This is a genomic window from Anaerosinus sp. (assembly GCF_965318445.1).
Genome location: NZ_CBDNNH010000010.1, coordinates 96,491 through 118,504, shown reverse-complemented (window position 1 = coordinate 118,504; position 22,014 = coordinate 96,491). Strand labels below are relative to the sequence as shown.

The following is a 22,014-nucleotide window of genomic DNA, read 5'->3' as shown; positions in this document are numbered from 1 at the left end:
AAGGAGGAACATCATTAATGGCATTAGTTACTTACTACGGCACAGGCCGCAGAAAAACTTCCGTTGCTAGAGTTCGTCTGGTTCCAGGTGAAGGAAAAATCATTATCAACGGTAGTGAACTTAAAGAATACTTTGGTTTGAAAACTCTTGAATTGATTATTAAACAACCTTTAAACTTGACTGATACTCTTGGTAAATACGATGTAATTACAAAGGTAGAAGGTGGCGGTCCATCCGGACAAGCTGGCGCTATCCGTCATGGTATTTCCCGTGCTCTTTTAAAAGTAGATGCTGAATTACGTCCTGCTCTTAAAAAAGCTGGTTTCTTGACACGTGACCCACGTGAAAAAGAACGTCGTAAATACGGCTTGAAAAAAGCTCGTAAAGCATCCCAATTCTCCAAACGTTAATATTTATATTTTCATATGGAAATTGCAAACCCTGCAAACCTCAAGGTTGCAGGGTTTTTTGTACTATTTTGATTTTATTAAAAAATGAGGGAGAAAGATGAAGTATCAAGCAGTAATTTTCGATTTGGACGGAACTTTATTAAATACATTGGAAGACTTAGCTGATAGTGTAAATTTTGCTCTAAAGCAATTTGGTTATCCAATAAGAACCATTGCAGAAGTTCGTGCTTTCGTTGGTAATGGTGTACAAAAATTAATAGAACGTGCTGTACCAGAGCAGACGACTATGGAAAAGACTTTGGCTTGTTTGGAAGTCTTTCGTAATTATTACGCAAAAAATATGCGAAATAAAACATGTTTATATGAAGGAATAAAAGAACTCCTCCAAGGATTAAATGAACGAAAGATAAAAATGGCAATCGTATCAAACAAATTTGATGCTGCAGTAAAAGAATTAAAGAAAGAGTTATTTAGTGAATATATACAGGTAGCTATTGGCGAATCCATTACAGTGCCCAAAAAACCGAACCCCTCAGGTGTATTTGCAGCGTTAGAAGAACTCGGAGTAAAGAAAGAAAATGCTTTATATGTTGGTGACTCTGAAGTGGATATAATGACCGCGAAAAATGCAGGAGTAATATCAGTTGGAGTTACTTGGGGATTTCGTGATTGTACGGTTTTAGAAAATTCAAAGGCAAATCATATTATTCATACGCCACAAAGATTATTGGATATTATTGATTTTTCTATTTAAAATTTTTATATTTTGTTGTATAATTTGTCATGTATAGTTAAATATAGGAAACGGGGTTGAGTGTTTTGAAAAAGTTAGCATTAGTGTTATTTATGGTAGGGACATTCATATCTAACGGACAAGTCGCAGGGGCGCAGAATATTCTAACAGATTCAGATTTCGATTTTACAAGCATTAGAAGATTGATTGTTTGTGAAGCAAATAATTCAAATGAAAAGGATTCCTTAACGAATGATGTTCTTTATCACGCTTTTTTGACTAGACCTGATAAGGTAAATTTGCAAATTAGTGGGATAAGAGATTATACGGGAAAAATCAATCAAGACCAATTAAGTTCATTAGCGAAATACGCAGAGGTCTATATGGTACCAACTGTTGTTAGGCAACGAAATACACATATATTTTTTGAAGTGTATGAAGCTATTACTCAAAAGTTAATTTATAGTGAGCGTGTTAGTGTGAGTGGAGCACAATCAGCTAAATTATATGAAGATGCAACGAAACAATTTTATAAAGAGTTTAATCAGCTTTTAACGGGCAAAGCAAAATTGGAGAAGAAATCAGATAAAGCAGCATAAACAAGGCTGTTTCAGTAGGCGTTTTAACTTACATTGAAATCAGACGCGTAATCCGGGGGCTTACAAGGTCTTTACTTCCACTTAAAGAAGCAGGGGTATAGAGCACGTTAACCATCGGATAAAAATAAAATGCAGTAAATTAGATTTCTCAATCTTTTTGCTGCATTTTTATATTTCTATAAAAAGTAAAGAAAGAAGTTAGAATCTTCAATAAAATGGATTCACCTATAAATGAGAATTATGTCTTTACAGTTATAGATAAAAAATGAATGATTGTGTATTTTTTTGTATATTTTATTGACAATTATCTAGACGATAAGTATAATTGTCTGTAATTGATATTATTTATAGAATCACTTAATGATGTCATTTTGTTGACCGCTTTATAGTCAGCTTTTTTTTATGTCTGTAAAATAGTTAGGATTTATTAAGGTATTACTGTTATTTATTTGAAATTATCTGATTATTTTTACTATGTTTTTATCTTGAGCCTGGAAAAGCCCTCGATGAGGGCTTTTATTATCTTGTTGCTTAGCATATAAAAATAAAAAATTAGAAATTTGTGGATTAAGTATTTTTATTACAGAAAGTGAAATACTTTATTGCAATAGCTTTATTTATATTTTAATTTTCATAATATACTTAAAATAATTTAAGGAGAGGATAAAATGGCTGAATTTAGTGGCGTTGGAATTTTTCTTGTTATTGCATTATTTTTTCCATTGATGGCATTATTACCATCGTGGCTTATACAACCTCGTCAGCCAACCGAGGAAAAACAAAAGCCTTATGAATGTGGTGTCGATACAATCGGCAAGAGCTGGGTTCAATATCGAGTGAGTTATTTTTTATATGCATTAGTATTTTTAGTGTTTGATATTGAAACTGTATTTTTATATCCATGGGCAGTTAAGTTTGGTGAACTAGGGTTATTTGCTTTAATTGAAATGTTTATCTTTTTGGGCATCTTAGTTATGGGTCTATGGTATGCCTGGAAGAAAGGAGCTTTGACATGGAAATAGTTGATTTAGTACCACCTTCGTTAAAGGATAATGTAATCGTGACAAGTGTGGATAGTTTGTTTAAATGGGCTAGAGGAAATTCTTTATGGCCGCTAACTTCAGGCCTTGCATGTTGCTCTATCGAAATGATGTGTTCGGCAGCAGCCCGTTTTGATGTGTCTCGTTTTGGCTATGAGGTATTTAGACCTTCGCCGCGTCAAGCTGATTTATTAATCGTTGCAGGGACGTTGACTTGGAAAATGGCACCGCCATTAAAAAGATTATATGAGCAAATGCCAGAACCTAAATATGTAATTGCAATGGGAAATTGTGCTAATGCTGGAGGCCCATTTGCAGATTCATATTCTGTTGTCCCAGGCGTTGATCAAATTTTACCGGTGGACGTATATGTACCAGGATGTCCGCCAAGGCCAGAAGCTTTAATCTATGGTCTAATGCAATTAAAAGAAAAAATTCAAAATCCTGAAGTAGTAAGGATGGGAAAAGATGAGCAGGAAATATCTGAATAAAGTTTTATTGGGGAAAATTGAAAATACATTTAAGGATTCAGTAGAGTTTATCGGTGAAGAAGACTCTCCAGCGATTCTTACAGATGCGAAACATTTATTAGATGTATTAACATATTTAAAAAAGGAACCGGCAATATGGCTAAATATGCTGAGTAATGAAACGGCTGTAGATTATCCGGAGTATTACGAAATGGTATATCATTTGTATTCTCAGATGGTGGGTCATACAGTAGTGGTAAAAGTTAGATTGCCAAAGGAAAATCCAGTTGTATCAAGCATCACTAAAATTTGGCAGAGTGCAGATTTTCAAGAACGGGAAATTTATGATTTAATGGGAATTATTTTTGAAGGTCATTCAAATTTAAAACGAATTTTATTACCAGACGATTTTGAAGGACATCCATTACAAAAGAACTTTAAAGCTTTAAAACGGGAAACGGGGTGCTAGAGAATGCCTATTACAGAAAAATATACCTTAAATATGGGACCTCAGCATCCAAGTACGCATGGGGTTTTACAAGTTGAATTGGAGCTTGATGGTGAACGAGTAATAAAAGTTACACCCCATATGGGATATTTACATCGTGGAATTGAAAAATTATTGGAAAGCAGAAATTATGTGCAAGCAGTTCCTTATACAGATCGATTGGATTATGTTTCTTCAATGAATAACAACTTGGCATATTGTCAAACGGTTGAAAAATTAGCGAATATTACGGTGCCGCAGCGGGCTGAATATATTAGAGTAATTGTAGCTGAACTTAATCGTATTGCCAGTCATTTAATTTTCATTGGTACTCTAGCAATTGATTTAGGTGCAAGCACGGGAATGATTTATGCATTTCGTGATAGAGAGAAAATTCTTGATTTGTTTAATTTGATTTGTGGCGCACGAATGACTTTTCATTATATACGTATCGGTGGAGTAGCTGCTGATGCACAGCCAGAGTTTATCAAAGATACTTATGATTTTCTTGATTATGTACCCAAAATGTTAAAAGAATATGATGAATTGCTTTCAGGAAATGAAATTTTTCAAATGCGCTTGAAAGGGACATCTATTTTGACAGCAGAAGAGGCAATGCATTTTGGTGTAACAGGTCCTACGCTTCGTGCTAGTGGCGTCGCATATGATTTGAGAAAAGCCGATGGTGGCTATGGTATTTATAACCGTTTTGATTTTGATATACCGATAGGGAAAAACGGCGATAACTGGGATCGATATATCGTTCGATTTAAAGAGATTGAGGAAAGCGCGAAGATTATCCGTCAGGCTTTAGATCAATTGCCAGAAGGCGAGATTATGGCGAAAGTGCCACGGGCGTTAAAACCGCCGGTTGGAGAAATTTATCATAGTGTGGAAAATCCTCGTGGCGAATTAGGATTTTATATTGTAAGCAACGGAACATTAAAGCCATATCGCGTACATATTAGAAGACCGTCGTTTATTAACTTGCAGGCACTAGATACGATGTGTAAGGGAATGTTAATCGGTGATGTAGTAGCGGTATTGTCAACGATAGATCCACTGATGGGTGAAGTGGATTGTTAGTAAACTTTTGTTTAGGCAGGTGAGAGTATGCATAGCGGGATATTGATGTCTGTTGCCGATTGGATAGAAAATTTACTTATGGCGTTCATCGGCAATATGGATATCGTTAGTATAATTATGCTTTTTGTAAAAATTGGTGGAATATTTGGTGTTGTTTTAACATCCGCAATTGTTCTTGTTTATATGGAGCGAAAAATATGCGGGTTTATGCAGGTTCGGCTAGGGCCGAATCGTGTTGGCCCACGAGGAACTTTACAATCGGTAGCTGATATGTTGAAGCTGTTAGGAAAAGAGGATATTATTCCCGAACGGGTAGATAAAATTGTCTGGGCGCTTTCACCAATGTTGTTATTTGTGCCAGCGGCACTTGTATATTCTGTGTTTCCTTTTGATGATGGCGCGATTTTTGCAGATTTGAATATTGGGATTTTCTTTGTAATTGCAATTTCTGCTCAATCGGTATTGCCTTTTTTAATGGGTGGTTTTGCATCGAATAATAAATACTCGCTTATTGGTGCAATGCGTACGGTAGCGCAGATGCTTAGCTATGAAATTCCACTGGTGTTTGCATTGCTTGGTATTGTGATGATTACCGGTTCAATGAAAATGAGTACAATTGTAGAAATGCAATCTGAAGTTTGGTTTATTGCATTACAACCTCTAGCCTTTTTAATTTTTGTTATTTGTGCGACTGCGGAAACGAATCGTACTCCGTTTGACTTAGTAGAAGGGGAATCAGAAATTATTGGTGGCCCATTTACTGAGTATAGTGGTATGCGCTGGGCTTTATTTTTTCTAGCCGAATATGCAAATTTATTGGCGGCATCTATTTTGACAACGACTTTATTTTTAGGTGGTTGGCATGGTCCGTATTTGCCGGGAATGTTATGGTTCTGGATTAAAGTGTTTGCAATGATTTTTATCTTTATGTGGTTTAGATGGACATTCCCACGCTTTAGGGTAGATCAGATGCTATCTTTTGGTTGGAAAGTACTATTGCCTGTAGCATTAGTTAATGTATTATTAACGGGTATTGGTGTATACGTGTATAGATGGTTATGTTAGGAGTGAAATGACATGTGGGGCAAAGGTTTACTAACTGGAATGGGCATCACATGGAAACATTGTTTTGGGAAAAAGGAAACCGTGCAATATCCAGAAGAAAAATTGCCGATGTCAGAGCGTTTTCGCGGTGGGCAATTAATTGTTGATCAGGATAAATGTATCGGATGTAAAATGTGTTCGATTTCTTGCCCAAACGAAGCAATTTCCATTGATGTTAGTGTAGATGAAAATAAAAAAAGGCATCTTGAGAAGTATATACATCATTCAGGAAGATGTATGTATTGCAATTTATGCTTAGAAGCATGTCCGGTAAAGTGTTTAACATGGGATAAAAACTATGAAAATGCGGTTTATTTCAAAAAAGATACAGAGTATGATTGTATAAAAATAAAACAGCAAGAGGTGAAAGAAAATGAATGAGTTAGTGTATTCAGTTGCTTTTTATCTGCTTGCAGCAGTTACTTTGTTTGCAGCAATTGGTGTTGTTGCAAAGAAAAACTTAGTGCATAGTGCATTGCTTCTTACTGTATCTTTTATTGGTGTAGCTGGTGTTTATATCTTATTACATGCAGATTTTCTAGCGGCAGTTCAAATTCTTGTCTATGCAGGAGCAGTTGCGATTTTGATTACGCTTGGGGTAATGTTAACAAGGCGTGAAAGTATGGATGATTCAAATCCGGATCATGGACATAAAATGACATCGCTATTTTTAGTCGGTTTATTTGCCATTGTAATGATTAGCATTTTTGTTGCCACACCTTGGCAATTAGATGCGAATTTGTTTACTGATACGGTAGGCGGGATTGCTGATTTATTACTTAATCAATATATTGTCGCATTTGAAGTTGCAGCTGCATTGTTATTAGTAGCAATGGTTGGGGCAATTATTTTAGCAAAAGGGGCGGATGAAGTATGACGATTGGTCTAACACATTTTTTAGTTTTAGCCGCGCTCTTGTTTTGTATAGGTTTATACGGTTTATTTGTAAAGAGAAATATTATTGCTATTTTGATGTGTATTGAGTTAATGCTCAATGCAGTGAATATTAATTTTATTGCTTTTAATCATTTTGTTCCAGTAAGTGATCTTACGGGACAAGTAATGACGATATTTTCAATTACCGTTGCGGCTGCTGAAGTTGCAATAGGTTTTGCCTTGGCGTTTAGAATTTATCGCGATAAATTTACTGTAAATGCAGACGAATTAGATGGCATGAAAGGGTAGGAAGGAGGAGTTTTATGTTTAGTGAATTTGCACTTCATCACGCTTGGTTGATTCCACTACTCCCTGCAATTGCTTTTTTGTTTGTTGGACTTGGAGTAAGAAAGTGCTGGCGGTTATCTGCAGCAGTTGCGATTACGATGAGTACAGCAAGTTTTGCTTTGGCACTTGGAATTGCACAAGCGGTTTTAAATTTAAATATCACCGTTGAAACGCCATTTGTACAAAGAATTTCTTGGATGAGCATTCCTGGATTACATATTGATATGGGTGTATTAATTGATCCATTGACGGCGATGATGTTATTTGTTGTTACGTTAGTTTCTTTATTAGTACAGATTTATTCTGTAGGATATATGCATGGAGACAATGGCTTTGGACGGTTCTTTGCATATTTATCATTGTTTGCGGCTTCGATGCTTGGTTTAGTTATCGCTGTAAACTTTGTTCAACTATTTGTTTTTTGGGAACTGGTAGGTTTATGCTCTTATTTATTAATCGGTTATTATTTTCACAAAATCTCGGCAAGAGAAGCGGCGAAAAAGGCTTTTATTACAACGCGTGTCGGAGATTTTGGTTTGCTGCTCGGTATTTTATTATTACAAATTACGTTTGGTACGCTAGATTTTGTATCGCTTCGTGAGATGTTGCCAGGCTATATTGCAGTCTATGGCACAGCATTTTTGACAGTAGTTGCGTTACTTCTTTTTGTTGGACCAATCGGTAAATCTGGTCAGTTTCCTTTGCATGTATGGCTTCCTGATGCTATGGAAGGACCAACGCCAGTATCGGCATTGATTCATGCGGCTACAATGGTCGTAGCTGGGGTATATTTGATTGCTAGAGCTTATTTCTTATTTAGTCAGTTACCTTTTGTGATGGATGTGATTGCATGGCTTGGAGCATTTACTGCATTTTTTGCTGCTAGCATTGCATTTACGCAACGTGAAATTAAACGTATTTTGGCATATTCTACAGTAAGTCAGCTTGGCTATATGATGCTTGCTTTAGGCGTAGGATCGCTTACTGCATCCATGTTTCATCTGATGACACATGCATTTTTTAAAGCACTATTATTCTTAGGTGCAGGTGCAGTTATGCATGCTCTACATGATGAGGCGGATATCTTTAAAATGGGTGGATTGAGGAAAAAATTGCCGGTTACCTTTGCTACAATGACAATTGGTGTCCTTGCAATTTCTGGACTTCCTCCATTTGCCGGTTTCTTTTCTAAAGATGAAATTTTAGCGGCAGCGGCGGCGGTTAGTACGCCACTATATTTACTGGCAACGCTTACGGCTTTTATGACAGCCTTCTATATGTTTAGATTATTATTCGTGACTTTCTTCGGCGAAGCGCGAAATGAACATACACCACATGAAGCACCATTTAGCATGAAGTTACCATTGATTGTTTTAGCGGCGCTTGCAGTAGTGAGTGGTTTGTTTGGACACCTTTTTGGCTTCGGTGATTGGGTACGGTTTGGATCTCCGCATCATGGCGGAATTGATTATACGATTGCGGGAACCTCTATTATATTATCCTTACTTGCAATGTACTTAGCTTGGAATATTTATGTTGCAAAACGTTGGTCGGCGGATGCAATCAGCGAAAAGTTCGGTTGTCTTTATGACTGGAGCTTCCATAAATATTATATTGATGAGTTTTATGCAATCTTTACAAAATACTTTGTTGATGGTATAGGTAAGATCTTATATTTAATTGATATTTATATTGTCGATGGCATTGTGAATGCATTGGCAAGATTTACTGGAATGTTTAGCAACTTATTAAGCAGAGGACAAACTGGTCAAGTACAACAATATGCAGCAGTCTTTTTCTGCGGTGTAATCGCCTTATTGGCATTTAGTCTGTTTTATGCGTATAAGATGCTAGCACTTATGCGGGCAGGAGGTGCTTTTTAATGGGTGAATTTCCTTTAATGACGGCGATTTTACTAGCACCGATTGTCGGCGCATTGATGCTTTGTTTTGTCTCTAAAGAATCAAAACAAGTTGCAAAATTAATTGCTGCTGGATCGATGATTGCAGCTTTAGGAATGACAGTTTTTGCTTATGTAAATTATGATATTTCTTTAGGTGGAATGCAGTTTGTGGAAGAAATTCCGTGGATTACAGACTTAGGTGTGGCTTATGCCGTTGGTGTGGATGGAATATCGCTTCCTATGTTATTATTAACGAATTTAATTGGCTTGGCAGCAGTATTTAGCTCCTGGAATATAGATAATCGTTCCAAAGAGTTCTTTATTCTATTATTAGTTTTGATTGCTGGTGTAACAGGCACATTTATTGCACGTGATTTATTTATTTTCTTACTGTGCTATGAGTTAGTGGTTATTCCAATTTATATTATGGTACTTATTTGGGGATCGACAAAACGAGTTGCCAAAGAATATGCTGGTATGAAATTAACGATTTATTTATTAATGGGGTCAGCATTCATGCTCGTTGGTATCGTTGCGCTTTATTTACAGGCCTATCCGGGACCACTTAGAACCTTTAGTATGGAGGCGCTTGTAGCTGCACAGCAGATGGGGCATTTTAGCGAAGAATTTCAAATCTTTGCTTTCTTGTTACTGCTTATTGGTTTTGGATCCCTTTTATCAATGTTTCCTTTTCATAGTTGGTCACCGGACGGATATGCAGGTGCACCGACAGCAGTATCGATGATTCATGCTGGTGTTTTGAAAAAAATTGGTGGATATGGTTTGATTCGTTTAGGTCTTCTTGTATTGCCTTTAGGCGCAAAATTTTGGGCACCGCTCATTGCGGCTTTGGCAATGATTAATGTTGTTTATGCAGCATATATTGCTTTAGTGCAAAAAGATTTAAAATATGTGATTGGATATTCTTCGGTATCACATATGGGATATGTATTATTAGGTTTTGCAGCACTCAATGTAATTAGTGTGAATGGTGCGATTGCCAATATGGTTGCACATGGTGTGATGAGTGCATTGTTCTTTGCGATGATTGGTTATGTTTATGAGAAAACGCATTTACGCAGTGTAGATGAGCTTTGTGGTTTAGCTCATCAGATGCCACGCATAGCAGTAGGTTTTATGCTTGCAGGGATGGCATCACTTGGATTACCTGGATTAATTGGATTCGTGCCAGAATTTACAATTTTTGTTGGTTCCTTTGGTGAATATCCAGTTTGTGCGGTTTTAGCAATTTCAGGCATTATCTTTACCGCTTTATATACCCTACGGGTATTAGCTAAAGTATTGTTTGGTCCACGTTCAGTACGTTTTGATAAATATCGTGATGCTAAAGGCGTGGAGTTAATGCCGCTTATTCTTTTGGGTATCGTCTTAATTGGTTTTGGTATATTCCCTCAACTTTTAATGGGTGTGATTAATAGTGGTGTAGAACCGCTAATGCCTTTATTTGCTCAATTAAGTGATGCACCGACTTTACTGGGAGGGATGTGCAAATGAATTTTTCGATAATCAGCACAGAGCTGCTAGTTTTAGTATTAGCATTAGTTTTAATGGCAGTTGATCTAATTCTGCCGGCAAAAGAGACACGACGCAGTATTGGTTATATTGCGATTTTTGGTCTGCTTGGTTTATTTCTTCATACGTTCACTCAATATCATTTAGGACATAGTGAATATTTTTATCAAAATTTATTTATCTTAGATAATTTTGCGATATTCTTTAAACAACTCTTTATTTTATCTGTAGGATTTACCATTTTATTTTCCTTAGATTATGTAGAGACATTGCCAAAATATCGTGGTGAATATTATGTTATTTTACTGTTTGCTTTATTAGGTATGATGGTAATGGCATCAGCGAATGATTTTTTAACAATGTTTGTTGGTTTAGAATTAATGACGATTTCATTTTATATTTTAGTTGGCTATAAGCTAGGAAATCGCTTATCAAGCGAAGCCGGAGTAAAATATTTATTGATAGGTTCTGCATCTACAGCAGTGATGTTATATGGAATCAGTTTGGTGTATGGTGTGACAAGTCAGATTACTTTTGCAGGTATTTGTATGAACTATCATTTGTTTTATGCGGCAGGACTTGCAGGGATTACAATGGTGATGATTGGATTCTTCTTTAAATTATCAGTGATTCCATTTCATATGTGGGCGCCTGATATTTATCAAGGCGCACCAACGCCTATAACAGCGCTCTTAGCAATGGGATCTAAAGCCGCAGGCTTAGCAGTATTTATGCGTATTTTATATACGGCATTTCCGATTACTGCTGATTATTGGTTACCGATACTCTCTATTTTTGCAGCAATTTGTATGATATTTGGTAATATTATGGCAATTCGCCAAGAAAATTTAAAAAGAATGTTAGCATATTCTTCGATTGCACAAGCAGGTTATATGATGGTCGGTATCGTAGCTGCCGATGTGGCAGGAATGAAAGCGGTAATGTTTTATGCGCTATTATATGTATTTGCGAATGTAGGTGCTTTTGCTGTACTTGCTGTGGTTGATAAATATAAAGGTGGCACAGATACGAAAGATATTAGGGGATTATCGAGGACAGCTCCAATTTTAGCAGCTGTGATGACGATTTCGCTACTCTCTATGGCTGGAATTCCACCAACAGCTGGTTTTGTTGGTAAATTGTATTTATTTACTGCTGTTGTTGAACAAGGGTATTTATGGTTGGCATTTGTCGGCTTTATCATGTCGATGATCTCTGTATATTATTATTTGATGGTAGCAAAAGCAATGTATATGGAATACGATGAAGATGAAACCAAAATCGTAATTTCTGGCGCAATTCGAGCGGTAGTATTAATTAGCTCAATTGCAACAATTTTAATTGGGATTTGCCCAGAAAAAGTTGCATTGATTACGAACATTGCATCGCAAACATTTATGAGATAAACAGCGCGCTTGCTTCATATGAAGTTTTAATGCCAACTGAATCTTAGAAATTGCTATCCAGGGATTTATATTATAATTTTAAAGACTGATTCAAACTTTTATGTTGAATCAGTCTTTAATTTTTCTAGGACTTATTTCACAAAATAACAATAATAGTTAAAAAACAATAAACTTATTCTAGAATTTTGTTATAATAAAAATATAATATGCTGAAAGAAGGGATATGTATGGGGATGAAAAACAAATTTTTGGTGTTAATTGCAGTTATCGCAGCGATTTTAATTATTGTATCGGGGATTGGATATTATAATTCTCAAAAGCAATTAACGGAAAGTATTGAAAGCAGATTAGCTATGATTGTCGATCAGCAAGCATATGAAGTCGATAGCTGGATGATGTCGAAAGCGAATAAAATGACAATGATTGCAGATACTTTTTTACATATGCCGGAAGATATCATCAATGCAAAAGGGTCTGTAATGGGATTGGCGAATGATAAAGACGTTCAAAATTTTTATAATGGGAGAGAAAATGGTCTATTTATTAGATCGAATGAAGCGGATATTCTACCACCGGACTATAATCCGACTACCCGTGGGTGGTATGTAAATGCAAAAAATTCAGGGGCCTTGATATTCACTGATGTATATATGGATATTGGTACTAAAAAAAATGTTATTAGTGCAGCAGTTCCATATAAAGATGCTATGGGGAAAACGCAAGGCGTTTTGGCAATGGATATTTCTCTTGATATTATGAACGAGATAGCAAAGAACATAAATATTGATAAGCATGGAAAAGGCTTTATTATAGATAAAGCTGGAGTTGTAATTGCGCAAGGTGAAGGCGGAATTGAAGAAAAAAACATGCAAGAAAGTGAATTATTTAAAAGTCATTGGCAAGAGATGCAGACTAATGATAAAGGAAACTTTGAAGTGAGTGTCAATGGACAAAAAATGATTTTTAGCTATGCAAAAGTAGAACATATGGGTTGGATTGTAGGGATTATGGTTGAAGAAAGCTTTGTTTATAGCGATTTAGCAACGATGAAAATCAACTATACTATTATCACTCTTATTAGTATTATCGTATTGTTAGTACTAGGATTACGTTTCTCTAATATGATTACAAAACCGATTATCATGTTAACGAATAGCGCTGAAAAGATGTCGAATGGAGATTTACAAGGAGAAAAGCTGCAAGTAACGACAAATGATGAAATTGGTACTTTAGTTAAGGCATTTAATACAATGAGTGATAACTTGAGAGATCTTATTCGTCAAGTATCTAGTTCCTCTGAAATGATTGCAGCATCATCAGAAGAATTGACAGCAGGTGCGCATCAATCTGCAGAAGCAGCAAATCATGTTGCAGGAACAGTTGTAAACGTGGCAGAGGGAATGCAAAATCAAATGGTAACGCTAGAAGCAACATCAAGTGAAGTTGCAGGTGTAGCAAATGAAGTTGCACAAGTAGCAGACCAAACAAATAAAGTAAGTGAAATCTCTAATAAGACAGCAACAGAGGCACAGCAAGGACAAAAATTAATGTCAGACGCAATTGAACAAATGACACAAATTGAAAAGACAGTTGTTGATTCAGCAGAGGTTGTAGCAAGACTAGGAGAAAATTCAAAACAAATCGGACAAATCGTTGATACGATTTCTGGAATTGCAGGACAAACTAATTTATTAGCATTAAATGCAGCAATTGAAGCGGCTAGAGCAGGGGAACAGGGAAGAGGATTTGCTGTTGTAGCAGAAGAAGTAAGAAAATTAGCAGAACAATCTCAAAATGCAACACAGGAAATTACAAATCTTATTACAAGCATTCAAGAAGATACGATGCAGGCCGTTGAAGCGATGGATAACGGAAGTAAAGAGGTAAAAGCAGGCTCGGAATCAATAAGAGAAGTAGGAAGCGCATTTAAAGCAATTTTGAATATGGTGCAGGAAATCACGGATAATATGGGTACAGTTGCTCAATCGGTAAAACAAGTTTCTGCAGGCAGTGAAAAAATAGTGGAATCAATTGAAAAGGTGAATAAAGTAAGTCATCAGGCAACAGACCAGGCCCAATCAATTTCAGCAGCGACACAGCAGCAATCGGCATCAACTGAAGAGATTGCATCATCATCAAGATCATTAGCGCAAATGGCAGAAGATATGCAAAACATGATTAATAAATTTAAAATTTAAAAGATTAAAATAGGCTCCAAAGATAATTTATCTTTGGAGCCTATTTTAATGTAAATATATTGTATTTTTAGACGAACTTTTAGAATGAATAAATGAAATAAAGAGATTCAATGTTAAAAAAATAATATTTTAAAATTTTTTTAGGGGATAGGAGTTTAATAGTTTGTCAATAGTAGATTTAGCTAAAGGTTGGAGACGTCCAAACAACATATATGTTCCATGATAAGAAGTACTTTTTTTCTTGTTAAAAAATGTGTCAGTATCTCGCTCATAACTAATTAAACGTAGTGAAATGTTACTTGATAAATAAGTTTCCCCATTCCATAGGTTTTGATATTGACGTTCATGTGCATTCAAAATTACAATACCAATGATTAAATCCGCCGAAAGTTTATCAGCAGCAATTTTTAATTTTTCTGGATTATTGAATTGTGTTTTTAACTCAGGTAAAATGACTTCGATTTCTTCTACAGCAATATATTCGTGAGCATGGATGATATCATTCAGTGGAATACGTAATTTCTTTGTCAATTCACTTCTTAGATAGTTTTCTAATTCTAAATTTGGGACGCTTTGATTGATCGTAGGTAAAACCGCAATACGTTTAGGTAAGGATATCGTTTCAGCAAAACAACTGGAAGTAGTAAAGAATAGTAATATAAGAAGAAAAGCCCCTTTTCTTTTCATAATAACACTTCCTAATAGTAAAATGATTTTTTAATATTCATTAAACATTTGCTGGATTTCTTCAGGTTTATTTGTCTGGGTTAAAGCTAAAGCGAGGAGAATTCTTGCTTTCTGAGGATTAAGAGTATCTGATTTCACAAAATTATTTTCATCCCAGAATGGATTAGTTGTAACGACAACACCATTTCCTGCACGGCTGCTTCGTACGACGATTACCCCTTGTTTAGCTGCATCAATTAAAGCTGCTTCAGCGTTGCAGTGAATGCTGCCATTTCCCATACCAGCATAAATAATTCCTTTAGCTCCGCTTTTTACAGCAGCATCAATTAAAATACGATTTTGATTGGCATGTGCATAAATAATTTCTACTTGTGGCAACGCTGTTATATGTTCTAAAGGTAAATCTACATTTGTGGTATGCTTGCGAGTAGTTGCACGATAGTATTTTACTTCGCCATTAATAATATAGCCGAGAATACCCAATTCTGTTGCTTTAAAGGTATTTACCATGAAGGTATTGGTTTTTGTTACATCGCGGGCAGAATGAATTTCGTCATTCATCGTGACAAGAACACCTTGTCCAATAGAATCTGGATGAATTGCGATTTTTACAGCGTTTAATAAATTTAACGGACCATCAGCGCTAATGGCTGTTGCTGGTCGCATTGCACCTACTAATACGACTGGTTTGTTGCTATTTAAAACGAGATTTAGAAAGTAAGCAGTTTCTTCCATTGTATCGGTACCATGTGTGATAACGACACCAGTAATTTCATCGTCTGCGAGTAAAGCATTAAGTTTATTCGCTAACTTAAACCATATTTCTTCAGTCATATTACAACTGTCAATTTCAGAAATTTGTTCGCCGCTTATATCGACAATTTTTTGTATTTCGGGTACAGCAGATAGCAAAAGTTCAACTCCTAATGTGCCAGCTTGATAGCCTGTCATTTCGGTGCTAGAAGCTGAACTTCCAGCGATTGTACCGCCTGTTGCTAAAACTTTAATTTTGGGTAATGTTGTCATGGTGTATCCTCTTTCGTTATTAGTTTTCCATTTTTTTTATTTCGTCAAGATAACTATAGACAGTTACTTTAGAAATGTTCATTTTTTCAGCGACTTTATCAATACTTCCTTTAATTAAAAATACGCCTTTTTTCTCCATGAAATGAATGAGTTCAATTTTATCTTTACGTTTTAATGTTGCTACATCTGTATTAGAGATAATTTTATCAATTAAATCATCCACGATTTCTACTACATGATCAAAAGGTTCAATTTCAGATGGAATCGTTTCAGTATCTATCATTAACATATCATTGCAAAAATTTTGGATGTTACGCAATGCTGATAAATCATAATTAATACAGATTGCACCAATAATTTTATCAGTAGAATCACGCAAAAATACTGTTGAAGATTTTATTTCTCTTTTATCTGGCGTACAAATTAAATAGTTTGCTTTATAATCATCGGTAAAATCTTTTGCTAGAAGTACTTGTTTAATTAAATGATCAAATGGCTGGCCAATTTGACGTCCAGTAACATGATTGTTTATCGTATAGACGACGGAAGACTGAGGCTGTGATAAATCATGCAGAACAATTTCACAGTTCTTCCCAAAAGTTTGCGCAAGCATTTTTATCATAGGAATATATTTGCTTAATTCTTTTTTCATAAAAGCTCCTTTAAAATATAAATTTTTCTATAAAAAGATTGATAATGTAGAAAAATTTATGTATTATAGACGTAGAATAATTTAATTAAGTTCATTTTATATAAAATTTTATATAAAATCAAGTTCGATGAAAAGAGGATGTGGAAATATGGAATTTATTCATACAAATCACTCAAAATTTTCAAGTGGACATTATTGTCCAGCGATTATTCATGATGGGATTGCCTATATTTCAGGGCAGTTACCAATAAATTATGACCTAAAAGAGAAATTTCCCAAGGGGTCTCTAAAAGATCAGGTAAAACAAGCTTTATCAAACTTAGAAGCTGTTTTAATTCAATGTGGCAGCAGTAGAAAATCGGTTTTAAAAACAACGGTATATGTATCGGATATTGATGGTTGGGAAGAAGTAAATCAAACTTATGCTGAATTTTTTGGTGAGCATAAGCCTGCTCGTACGATTGTACCGGCGGCAGGGTTGCATTTTAATTCACTTATTGAAATAGATGCAGTTGCGGCAGTAGAATCTGAAGAAAATAAGGGGTGAGTATATTGAAATCTTTTAAAAGTCCATATGTAATGATTGATACTCCAGCATTGTTAATTGATCAGAATATTATGATGCAGAATTTACGGTCTATGATAAATAAGGCAGAAGAAAATAAAGTAAATTTAAGACCTCATGCAAAGACGCATCGTATGCCTGAACTTGCTAGGCTTTGTCTTAATGAAGGGGCAAAAGGAATTGCTGTTGCCAAGATTGGTGAAGCGGAAGTCATGGCAGAGAATGGGATAAAGGATATTTTTATTGCAAATGAAATCATTGGTGAAATAAAATATAATAGATTAAAAGCTTTACATGATAAAATTGAAATTCGCATCGGCGTTGATGGCAAAGAACAAATTGATCAAATAGAAAAGGTATTTGTAAATACATCGAAACCTTTAGAAGTATTAATTGAAATTGAAGTTGGCGAAAATCGCTCGGGGGTTATTGAAGATGAAGATTTATTTGAATTAGGTCAATATATTCTTTCTAAAAAAAATGTAGTGCTTAAAGGTGTATTTTCTCATGAAGGGCATTGTTATAAAGCAAGCTGCGCGGAAGAATGCATTAGATTAGCACGAATTGCGCACAGACGTACTGTTGCAGCTGCTGAACTTTTACGAACAATGGGACATAAAATTGATATTGTAAGTATTGGTTCAACACCATCTTTGATGCATGGTGAAATTGCGGAAGGTGTTACTGAAATTCGTCCCGGAACTTTCATTTTAATGGATGTAGGACAAGGTAGTGCAATTTCTGATTTTAGTAAATGTGCAGCAACAGTTTTGTCTAGTGTAATTAGTCGACCTACTGCTGAACGTGTCGTTCTCGATGCTGGTGCAAAAGCATTGACTTCACAAAATCGCACGGAAGGAATATGCACTACTTATGGCTATGGAATGATTAAGAATTCAAATAATGTACGATTAAGTGGTGTATTTGATGAGCATGCTGTCCTTTACAATAGAGGATTTCGTGAAGCAATTGCTGTCGGTGACAAAGTAGAAGTAATTCCAAATCATATTTGTCCAACGTGTAATTTATATGAAAAAGCTTATCTTGTCACTGATGGTAAAGTAATAAAAGAAATTCCAGTGCTTTGTAGAGGAAAATCACAATAATTAAATATTTCGATCTTTATCTGATGATTTAGACGAAGTTAAAATTACGCTAAAATCAAGTCTTACTTTATAGCAGCTTATCTTTTTTAAGATAAGCTGTATTTTTATTTGATGATAATAGTAGTGAGTAAAGAAGTAATATTTGGCGAAAAATTAAGAAACAGATTTTTGCTAGATGAAGACTAATAGATTTTTTAAAAATAAAGAAACAAGGGAAAGGGGAGTAATTTAGCGAATAAAATAGAGAATATAGTAAAATTGATCTTGGGTTTATGAATTTGTTTTTAGTATTATCATAGTCCTTTTAGTCAGAAAGTCCAAATTTAATTTTAAAGAGGTGAAGCTAATGAAACGATTTAAGATTTTTTTTCTAGTTATTTTTCTATTAAGTTTAACTACTTCTATGGTTTTTGCAGAAAATCAAACTTGGGCAGATCGTAATTTTAATTTTAGCGGCATTCAAAATGTATATATGGAGGAGCCTACTTATTCTGATGATATTGATGAAGAGATAACACAGAGATTGCTTTGTGATGCTTTTTATGATGGAAGTTCAAAAGTAAAGAATGGAAATTTTTTTACTGCACGTGATATCAAGAGTAAATTGCTTCGTTATAAGCTTGTTGACTTAGATGCAATTACTGATGAAAGTGAACGAGATCAAGTATGGCAAGATGCGATTAAAGAATTTTCTGATGTTTGGATTAAAGAAACTATTCAAGAATATTGGATAGATAAGGTTTGGAAAGACCCTTATTACTATACAACGACTGAGTATAGAGATTATAGCTATTGGGTTGACGGAAAGAAGTATGAAGTGAAAGTTCCTGAGACTGTAGAACACTATGTTGAGGGTAAATATCTATACATTGCACATATCAGGGTGAAATTTGAGGTTTTCACGACGGCAGATAATACTTTAATTTATAGCTATGTAGATTATCGTGAAGCTGAAAAAGATTTAATTGATATGTATAAACGGATCGTGAAAGATTTTTATGCAGGATTCGGCAAGAAAATAAAATAAAAAATGAGCATTTGACTGAAAGTCAAATGCTCATTTTTTATTCTGCTAAGTAGATAGGTACTGATTTTGTTTCATTTGCAATTGTAGGTGTGATATAGCCTGTGTCTGCCATACGACTTAGAACGACCGATTGGCGTTTTTTTGCAGCATTAAAATCGACATACGGAGAATAAACTGATGGTGCATTAGGAAGTCCCGCTAACATTGCAGCTTCAGCAAGTGTTAATTCATTTGGCATTTTTGCAAAATATCCCATAGATGCTTCACTGATGCCATAAAACCCAGAACCAAAGTAAATGGTATTTAAATATAATTCTAAAATTTCTTCCTTGGAATAGCGCATTTCCATATCGACAGCTAAAGCAAACTCTTCCATCTTTCGATTTAAGGAGCGATCTTGTGAAAGAAAAAGATTTTTAACAAGTTGCTGAGTGATTGTGCTGCCGCCTTCAGTAACTTCTCCATATTGTAAATTTACTAGACTCGCACGCATAATTCCCTCAACATCAAAACCTGGATGCGTATAAAATCGGTTATCTTCAGTAGCGATGATTGCTTGTTGTAAAGATAAACTAATATTTTCGAGCTTTACATAATTTTGTTTGGCAATTTTGCTATCTACTGCTGATTTAAGTGCAATTAAACGGTAGATGCGGTCATAAGTAGACGTTAAATCATTTTTCGTTTCATTTGTCACATTTGTCAAAGAGGATATTTGATTGGCATCTAAAGCTTGCTTTATTGTAGTTTTTAAAGCAGGATCGAAAAAATTGAGAATAGTGTTACCACCCGAAAACCAAAAACAAAGAAAAAACAAAATCAATAAATATAGAAAAAAACGTCCAAAACGAAAACGTTGCATATCTAACCTCCAATAATACAAGTTAAAATCTCATTATATTTTACCCTAAATATTAAACTTTTCAAACGTAAAATTCATTTCATATAAATGAATTTTACCGCATATTTTAAAAATAAATTCTTTTTCTAAAAACTTTTATTCGATGACTAACCTGAGTTAAGACTCCATCTTTTATAAGTGGAAGTTATACCCATGGGGCACAGATGAGCCTCTAAGTCTCTGAATTAAATCTATTTTATTGTTTTGCTAGGGAGGCACATAGTATGCGAGCGTATTTTATTTCGATTCCATTGCTAAAGCGCGTAGTATTATTTAGTATTACTATTTTCTTAGCACATAGTTTAATGATAAAATATCTGGCCGATAATGAGCTGGAAATGGTCTCGTTAGATTATTTACAAGGAACAAAAGTGATTATTGATGCTGGTCATGGTGGCATAGATAGCGGAGCAGCTTATTATGGTTTGAAGGAAAAAGATCTTACTTTGGAAATTAGTTTATTGCTTGGAAAGATTTTAACAGAGAATGGTGTAGAAGTGATTTACACAAGAGAAAGTGATGTTGATTATTATACACGGGGAAAGGGCGGGAAAAGGAACGACTTGTTAACAAGAGTGGATATGATTAACAATTCAGGTGCAAATGCATTTGTGAGTATTCACTGTAATGCGGATAAAGCAACAAGATGGTCAGGTGCACAAGTTTTTTATTCAGATAAACTAATGGAAAATAAAATTTTAGCTCATACTATGCAAGAGCTATTAAGAAAATATCCGCCCAATAATAAAAGGGCGGAAAAATTGGATAATAGTATATTAATTTTAAAATCCAGCAATATTCCAGGAGTTTTGCTTGAAACAGGATATTTAAGTAATCGAAAAGAATCTGAATTGTTATCTGATAAAAATTATCAGGAAAATATGGTAAATCAAATTGCAAAAGCATTATCCTATCATTTTCATCAAAATTCTGGAGGCTGAGGAGGTATCGAGTTGGCTAAATTAATTGGAGGAGCATTTTTGTCCTGTATGATTGAACTGCTGCATGAGACAAAAGAAAAGCAAACACAAAAAATAGCAGATTATATGGAAAAAATATCACAAATGATTTGTCAGTATAAACCGCAAACGATTGTTATAGTAACAAAGCAAAATTTATTTCCATCAGCGATTACGATCGATGTACAGCCAAGAATAAAAGGTGATATGGGTAAATTCGGTTTAACGGATATGGTGCTTGGATTTGAGACTGATAGTTTACTCATGCGAAGCATTATGAATCAGAGCAAGCGTGTAGGTATTGAATTGGAAGAATTATCACAGCAGGCGGAAGATAATCATCTATCAAGAGATATCGATCATCAAAGTTTTATTCCACTTTATTATTTGTATAAAGCTGGCTTTAAAGGGCAAGTTGTCAGTATCGCTTGTAATCAGCTTCCATATGAAGAAATGTATACTTTTGGGAAGAGTTTACAGAAGGCAATTGATAAGGTAAATAAAAGGGTTATAGTACTGACCGTCGGAGAATTCAATAAATTTGGACAAGCTGATGATAAGAAAATTATGCAGGATGTTGGTGTAGCGATAGAGAAAGCAGAGATAAAGACACTTTTGAATATGGATAAATCAGTTATACCATTAGAAGATGAAGAAGCTTTTAGTAAGTTATTTTTACTTCTTGGGGTAGTAGGTGGAAAAGAGGTAACACCACAGATGTTTACCCAAGGATTTATCGAAGAGAAGCAGTGTATATTTTTATTGCATAATAAAGACTGAATAAAACCTTTGAATATACAAAGTGAAAGTGTATATTCAAAGGTTTTGTTTTATATAGTTAAGAAAAATAAATAAATATTTATAGGATATATGTGAATAAATTTGCAAAAAGTATTGA

Annotated in this window: 24 protein-coding genes; 20 read left to right on the top strand and 4 right to left on the bottom strand. The window is 34.9% G+C overall.

Annotated features, from left to right (window positions below):
* Positions 1-17: 17 nt before the first annotated feature.
* The 15 genes from rpsI to ACWZFG_RS05305 all read left to right on the top strand — a co-directional run bounded on the left by rpsI (position 18) and on the right by ACWZFG_RS05305 (position 14,193).
* A complete protein-coding gene (rpsI, locus tag ACWZFG_RS05375; RefSeq protein ID WP_147670387.1) occupies positions 18-410 on the top strand; it encodes a 30S ribosomal protein S9 in 393 nt (130 codons plus the stop codon).
* Positions 411-507: 97 nt separating this feature from the next.
* Positions 508-1,164: an HAD family hydrolase gene (locus ACWZFG_RS05370; protein ID WP_177504450.1), complete on the top strand. Its 657-nt coding sequence runs from the start codon at positions 508-510 to the stop codon at positions 1,162-1,164.
* A 65-nt stretch (positions 1,165-1,229) separates the two neighbouring features.
* Positions 1,230-1,742, top strand: coding sequence for a hypothetical protein (locus ACWZFG_RS05365; RefSeq protein WP_177504448.1), 513 nt, complete (start codon positions 1,230-1,232; stop codon positions 1,740-1,742).
* A gap of 668 nt (positions 1,743-2,410) precedes the next feature.
* Complete coding sequence (locus tag ACWZFG_RS05360; RefSeq protein WP_147670393.1) at positions 2,411-2,764, top strand: NADH-quinone oxidoreductase subunit A; 354 nt, start codon at positions 2,411-2,413, stop codon at positions 2,762-2,764.
* Complete coding sequence (locus ACWZFG_RS05355; protein WP_147670395.1) at positions 2,755-3,273, top strand: NADH-quinone oxidoreductase subunit B; 519 nt, start codon at positions 2,755-2,757, stop codon at positions 3,271-3,273. Before ACWZFG_RS05360 ends, ACWZFG_RS05355 begins: the two co-directional genes overlap by 10 nt.
* Complete coding sequence (locus ACWZFG_RS05350) at positions 3,251-3,721, top strand: NADH-quinone oxidoreductase subunit C (RefSeq protein WP_177504446.1); 471 nt, start codon at positions 3,251-3,253, stop codon at positions 3,719-3,721. Before ACWZFG_RS05355 ends, ACWZFG_RS05350 begins: the two co-directional genes overlap by 23 nt.
* Before the next feature lie 3 nt (positions 3,722-3,724).
* Positions 3,725-4,825 (top strand): NADH-quinone oxidoreductase subunit D, encoded by a 1,101-nt coding sequence (locus tag ACWZFG_RS05345; protein WP_177504444.1) that lies wholly within the window; start codon positions 3,725-3,727, stop codon positions 4,823-4,825.
* A gap of 27 nt (positions 4,826-4,852) precedes the next feature.
* Entirely contained in the window at positions 4,853-5,890 is a 1,038-nt protein-coding gene (gene nuoH, locus ACWZFG_RS05340; RefSeq protein WP_147670401.1) for an NADH-quinone oxidoreductase subunit NuoH, read from the top strand.
* A gap of 12 nt (positions 5,891-5,902) precedes the next feature.
* Positions 5,903-6,310, top strand: coding sequence for a NuoI/complex I 23 kDa subunit family protein (locus ACWZFG_RS05335; RefSeq protein WP_177504442.1), 408 nt, complete (start codon positions 5,903-5,905; stop codon positions 6,308-6,310).
* The gene (locus ACWZFG_RS05330; protein WP_177504440.1) at positions 6,303-6,806 is read left to right on the top strand and encodes an NADH-quinone oxidoreductase subunit J family protein; all 504 of its coding nucleotides are present in this window, start codon (positions 6,303-6,305) and stop codon (positions 6,804-6,806) included. The genes ACWZFG_RS05335 and ACWZFG_RS05330 overlap by 8 nt, the downstream gene beginning before the upstream one ends.
* The gene (gene nuoK / locus ACWZFG_RS05325) at positions 6,803-7,114 is read left to right on the top strand and encodes an NADH-quinone oxidoreductase subunit NuoK (RefSeq protein WP_147670409.1); all 312 of its coding nucleotides are present in this window, start codon (positions 6,803-6,805) and stop codon (positions 7,112-7,114) included. The genes ACWZFG_RS05330 and nuoK overlap by 4 nt, the downstream gene beginning before the upstream one ends.
* Positions 7,115-7,128: 14 nt before the next feature.
* Positions 7,129-9,036, top strand: a complete 1,908-nt coding sequence (nuoL, locus tag ACWZFG_RS05320; protein ID WP_418627331.1) for an NADH-quinone oxidoreductase subunit L — start codon at positions 7,129-7,131, stop codon at positions 9,034-9,036.
* Positions 9,036-10,571: a complex I subunit 4 family protein gene (locus ACWZFG_RS05315; RefSeq protein ID WP_177504436.1), complete on the top strand. Its 1,536-nt coding sequence runs from the start codon at positions 9,036-9,038 to the stop codon at positions 10,569-10,571. The genes nuoL and ACWZFG_RS05315 overlap by 1 nt, the downstream gene beginning before the upstream one ends.
* On the top strand, positions 10,568-11,995 hold the full coding sequence (locus tag ACWZFG_RS05310) for an NADH-quinone oxidoreductase subunit N (protein WP_177504434.1): 1,428 nt from the start codon (positions 10,568-10,570) through the stop codon (positions 11,993-11,995). The genes ACWZFG_RS05315 and ACWZFG_RS05310 overlap by 4 nt, the downstream gene beginning before the upstream one ends.
* Before the next feature lie 227 nt (positions 11,996-12,222).
* A complete protein-coding gene (locus ACWZFG_RS05305) occupies positions 12,223-14,193 on the top strand; it encodes a methyl-accepting chemotaxis protein (protein ID WP_177504432.1) in 1,971 nt (656 codons plus the stop codon).
* 129 nt (positions 14,194-14,322) lie between these two features.
* Here the strand turns inward: ACWZFG_RS05305 and ACWZFG_RS05300 are convergent, their stop codons facing one another.
* Genes ACWZFG_RS05300 through ACWZFG_RS05290 form a run of 3 tightly spaced genes read right to left on the bottom strand, consistent with a single transcriptional unit; the run spans position 14,323 to position 16,558 of the window.
* A complete protein-coding gene (locus tag ACWZFG_RS05300; protein ID WP_177504429.1) occupies positions 14,323-14,880 on the bottom strand; it encodes a hypothetical protein in 558 nt (185 codons plus the stop codon).
* Positions 14,881-14,910: 30 nt separating this feature from the next.
* A complete protein-coding gene (locus ACWZFG_RS05295) occupies positions 14,911-15,906 on the bottom strand; it encodes a type II asparaginase (protein WP_177504428.1) in 996 nt (331 codons plus the stop codon).
* A 19-nt stretch (positions 15,907-15,925) separates the two neighbouring features.
* Entirely contained in the window at positions 15,926-16,558 is a 633-nt protein-coding gene (locus ACWZFG_RS05290) for a helix-turn-helix transcriptional regulator (protein WP_177504426.1), read from the bottom strand.
* Between the two features lie 127 nt (positions 16,559-16,685).
* Here ACWZFG_RS05290 and ACWZFG_RS05285 point away from each other — a divergent pair, with 127 nt between their 5' ends.
* The 3 genes from ACWZFG_RS05285 (at position 16,686) to ACWZFG_RS05275 (ending at position 19,256) form a co-directional block, all read left to right on the top strand.
* Positions 16,686-17,105 carry a RidA family protein gene (locus tag ACWZFG_RS05285; RefSeq protein ID WP_455577228.1) on the top strand — a complete coding sequence of 140 codons (420 nt, stop codon included), beginning with the start codon at positions 16,686-16,688 and terminating at the stop codon, positions 17,103-17,105.
* A gap of 5 nt (positions 17,106-17,110) precedes the next feature.
* Positions 17,111-18,229 carry an alanine racemase gene (locus ACWZFG_RS05280; protein ID WP_455577227.1) on the top strand — a complete coding sequence of 373 codons (1,119 nt, stop codon included), beginning with the start codon at positions 17,111-17,113 and terminating at the stop codon, positions 18,227-18,229.
* A 346-nt stretch (positions 18,230-18,575) separates the two neighbouring features.
* The gene (locus tag ACWZFG_RS05275; RefSeq protein WP_147670429.1) at positions 18,576-19,256 is read left to right on the top strand and encodes a hypothetical protein; all 681 of its coding nucleotides are present in this window, start codon (positions 18,576-18,578) and stop codon (positions 19,254-19,256) included.
* Positions 19,257-19,293: 37 nt separating this feature from the next.
* Here ACWZFG_RS05275 and ACWZFG_RS05270 read toward each other — a convergent pair whose 3' ends face one another.
* Positions 19,294-20,118, bottom strand: a complete 825-nt coding sequence (locus tag ACWZFG_RS05270) for a transglycosylase domain-containing protein (protein ID WP_177504422.1) — start codon at positions 20,116-20,118, stop codon at positions 19,294-19,296.
* Positions 20,119-20,381: 263 nt separating this feature from the next.
* Between ACWZFG_RS05270 and ACWZFG_RS05265 the strand changes: the two genes are divergently transcribed.
* Both ACWZFG_RS05265 and ACWZFG_RS05260 read left to right on the top strand, forming a co-directional pair.
* Positions 20,382-21,098 (top strand): N-acetylmuramoyl-L-alanine amidase, encoded by a 717-nt coding sequence (locus ACWZFG_RS05265; protein WP_177504420.1) that lies wholly within the window; start codon positions 20,382-20,384, stop codon positions 21,096-21,098.
* Positions 21,099-21,110: 12 nt separating this feature from the next.
* Positions 21,111-21,896, top strand: a complete 786-nt coding sequence (locus ACWZFG_RS05260) for a DODA-type extradiol aromatic ring-opening family dioxygenase (protein ID WP_177504418.1) — start codon at positions 21,111-21,113, stop codon at positions 21,894-21,896.
* Positions 21,897-22,014 lie beyond the last annotated feature (118 nt).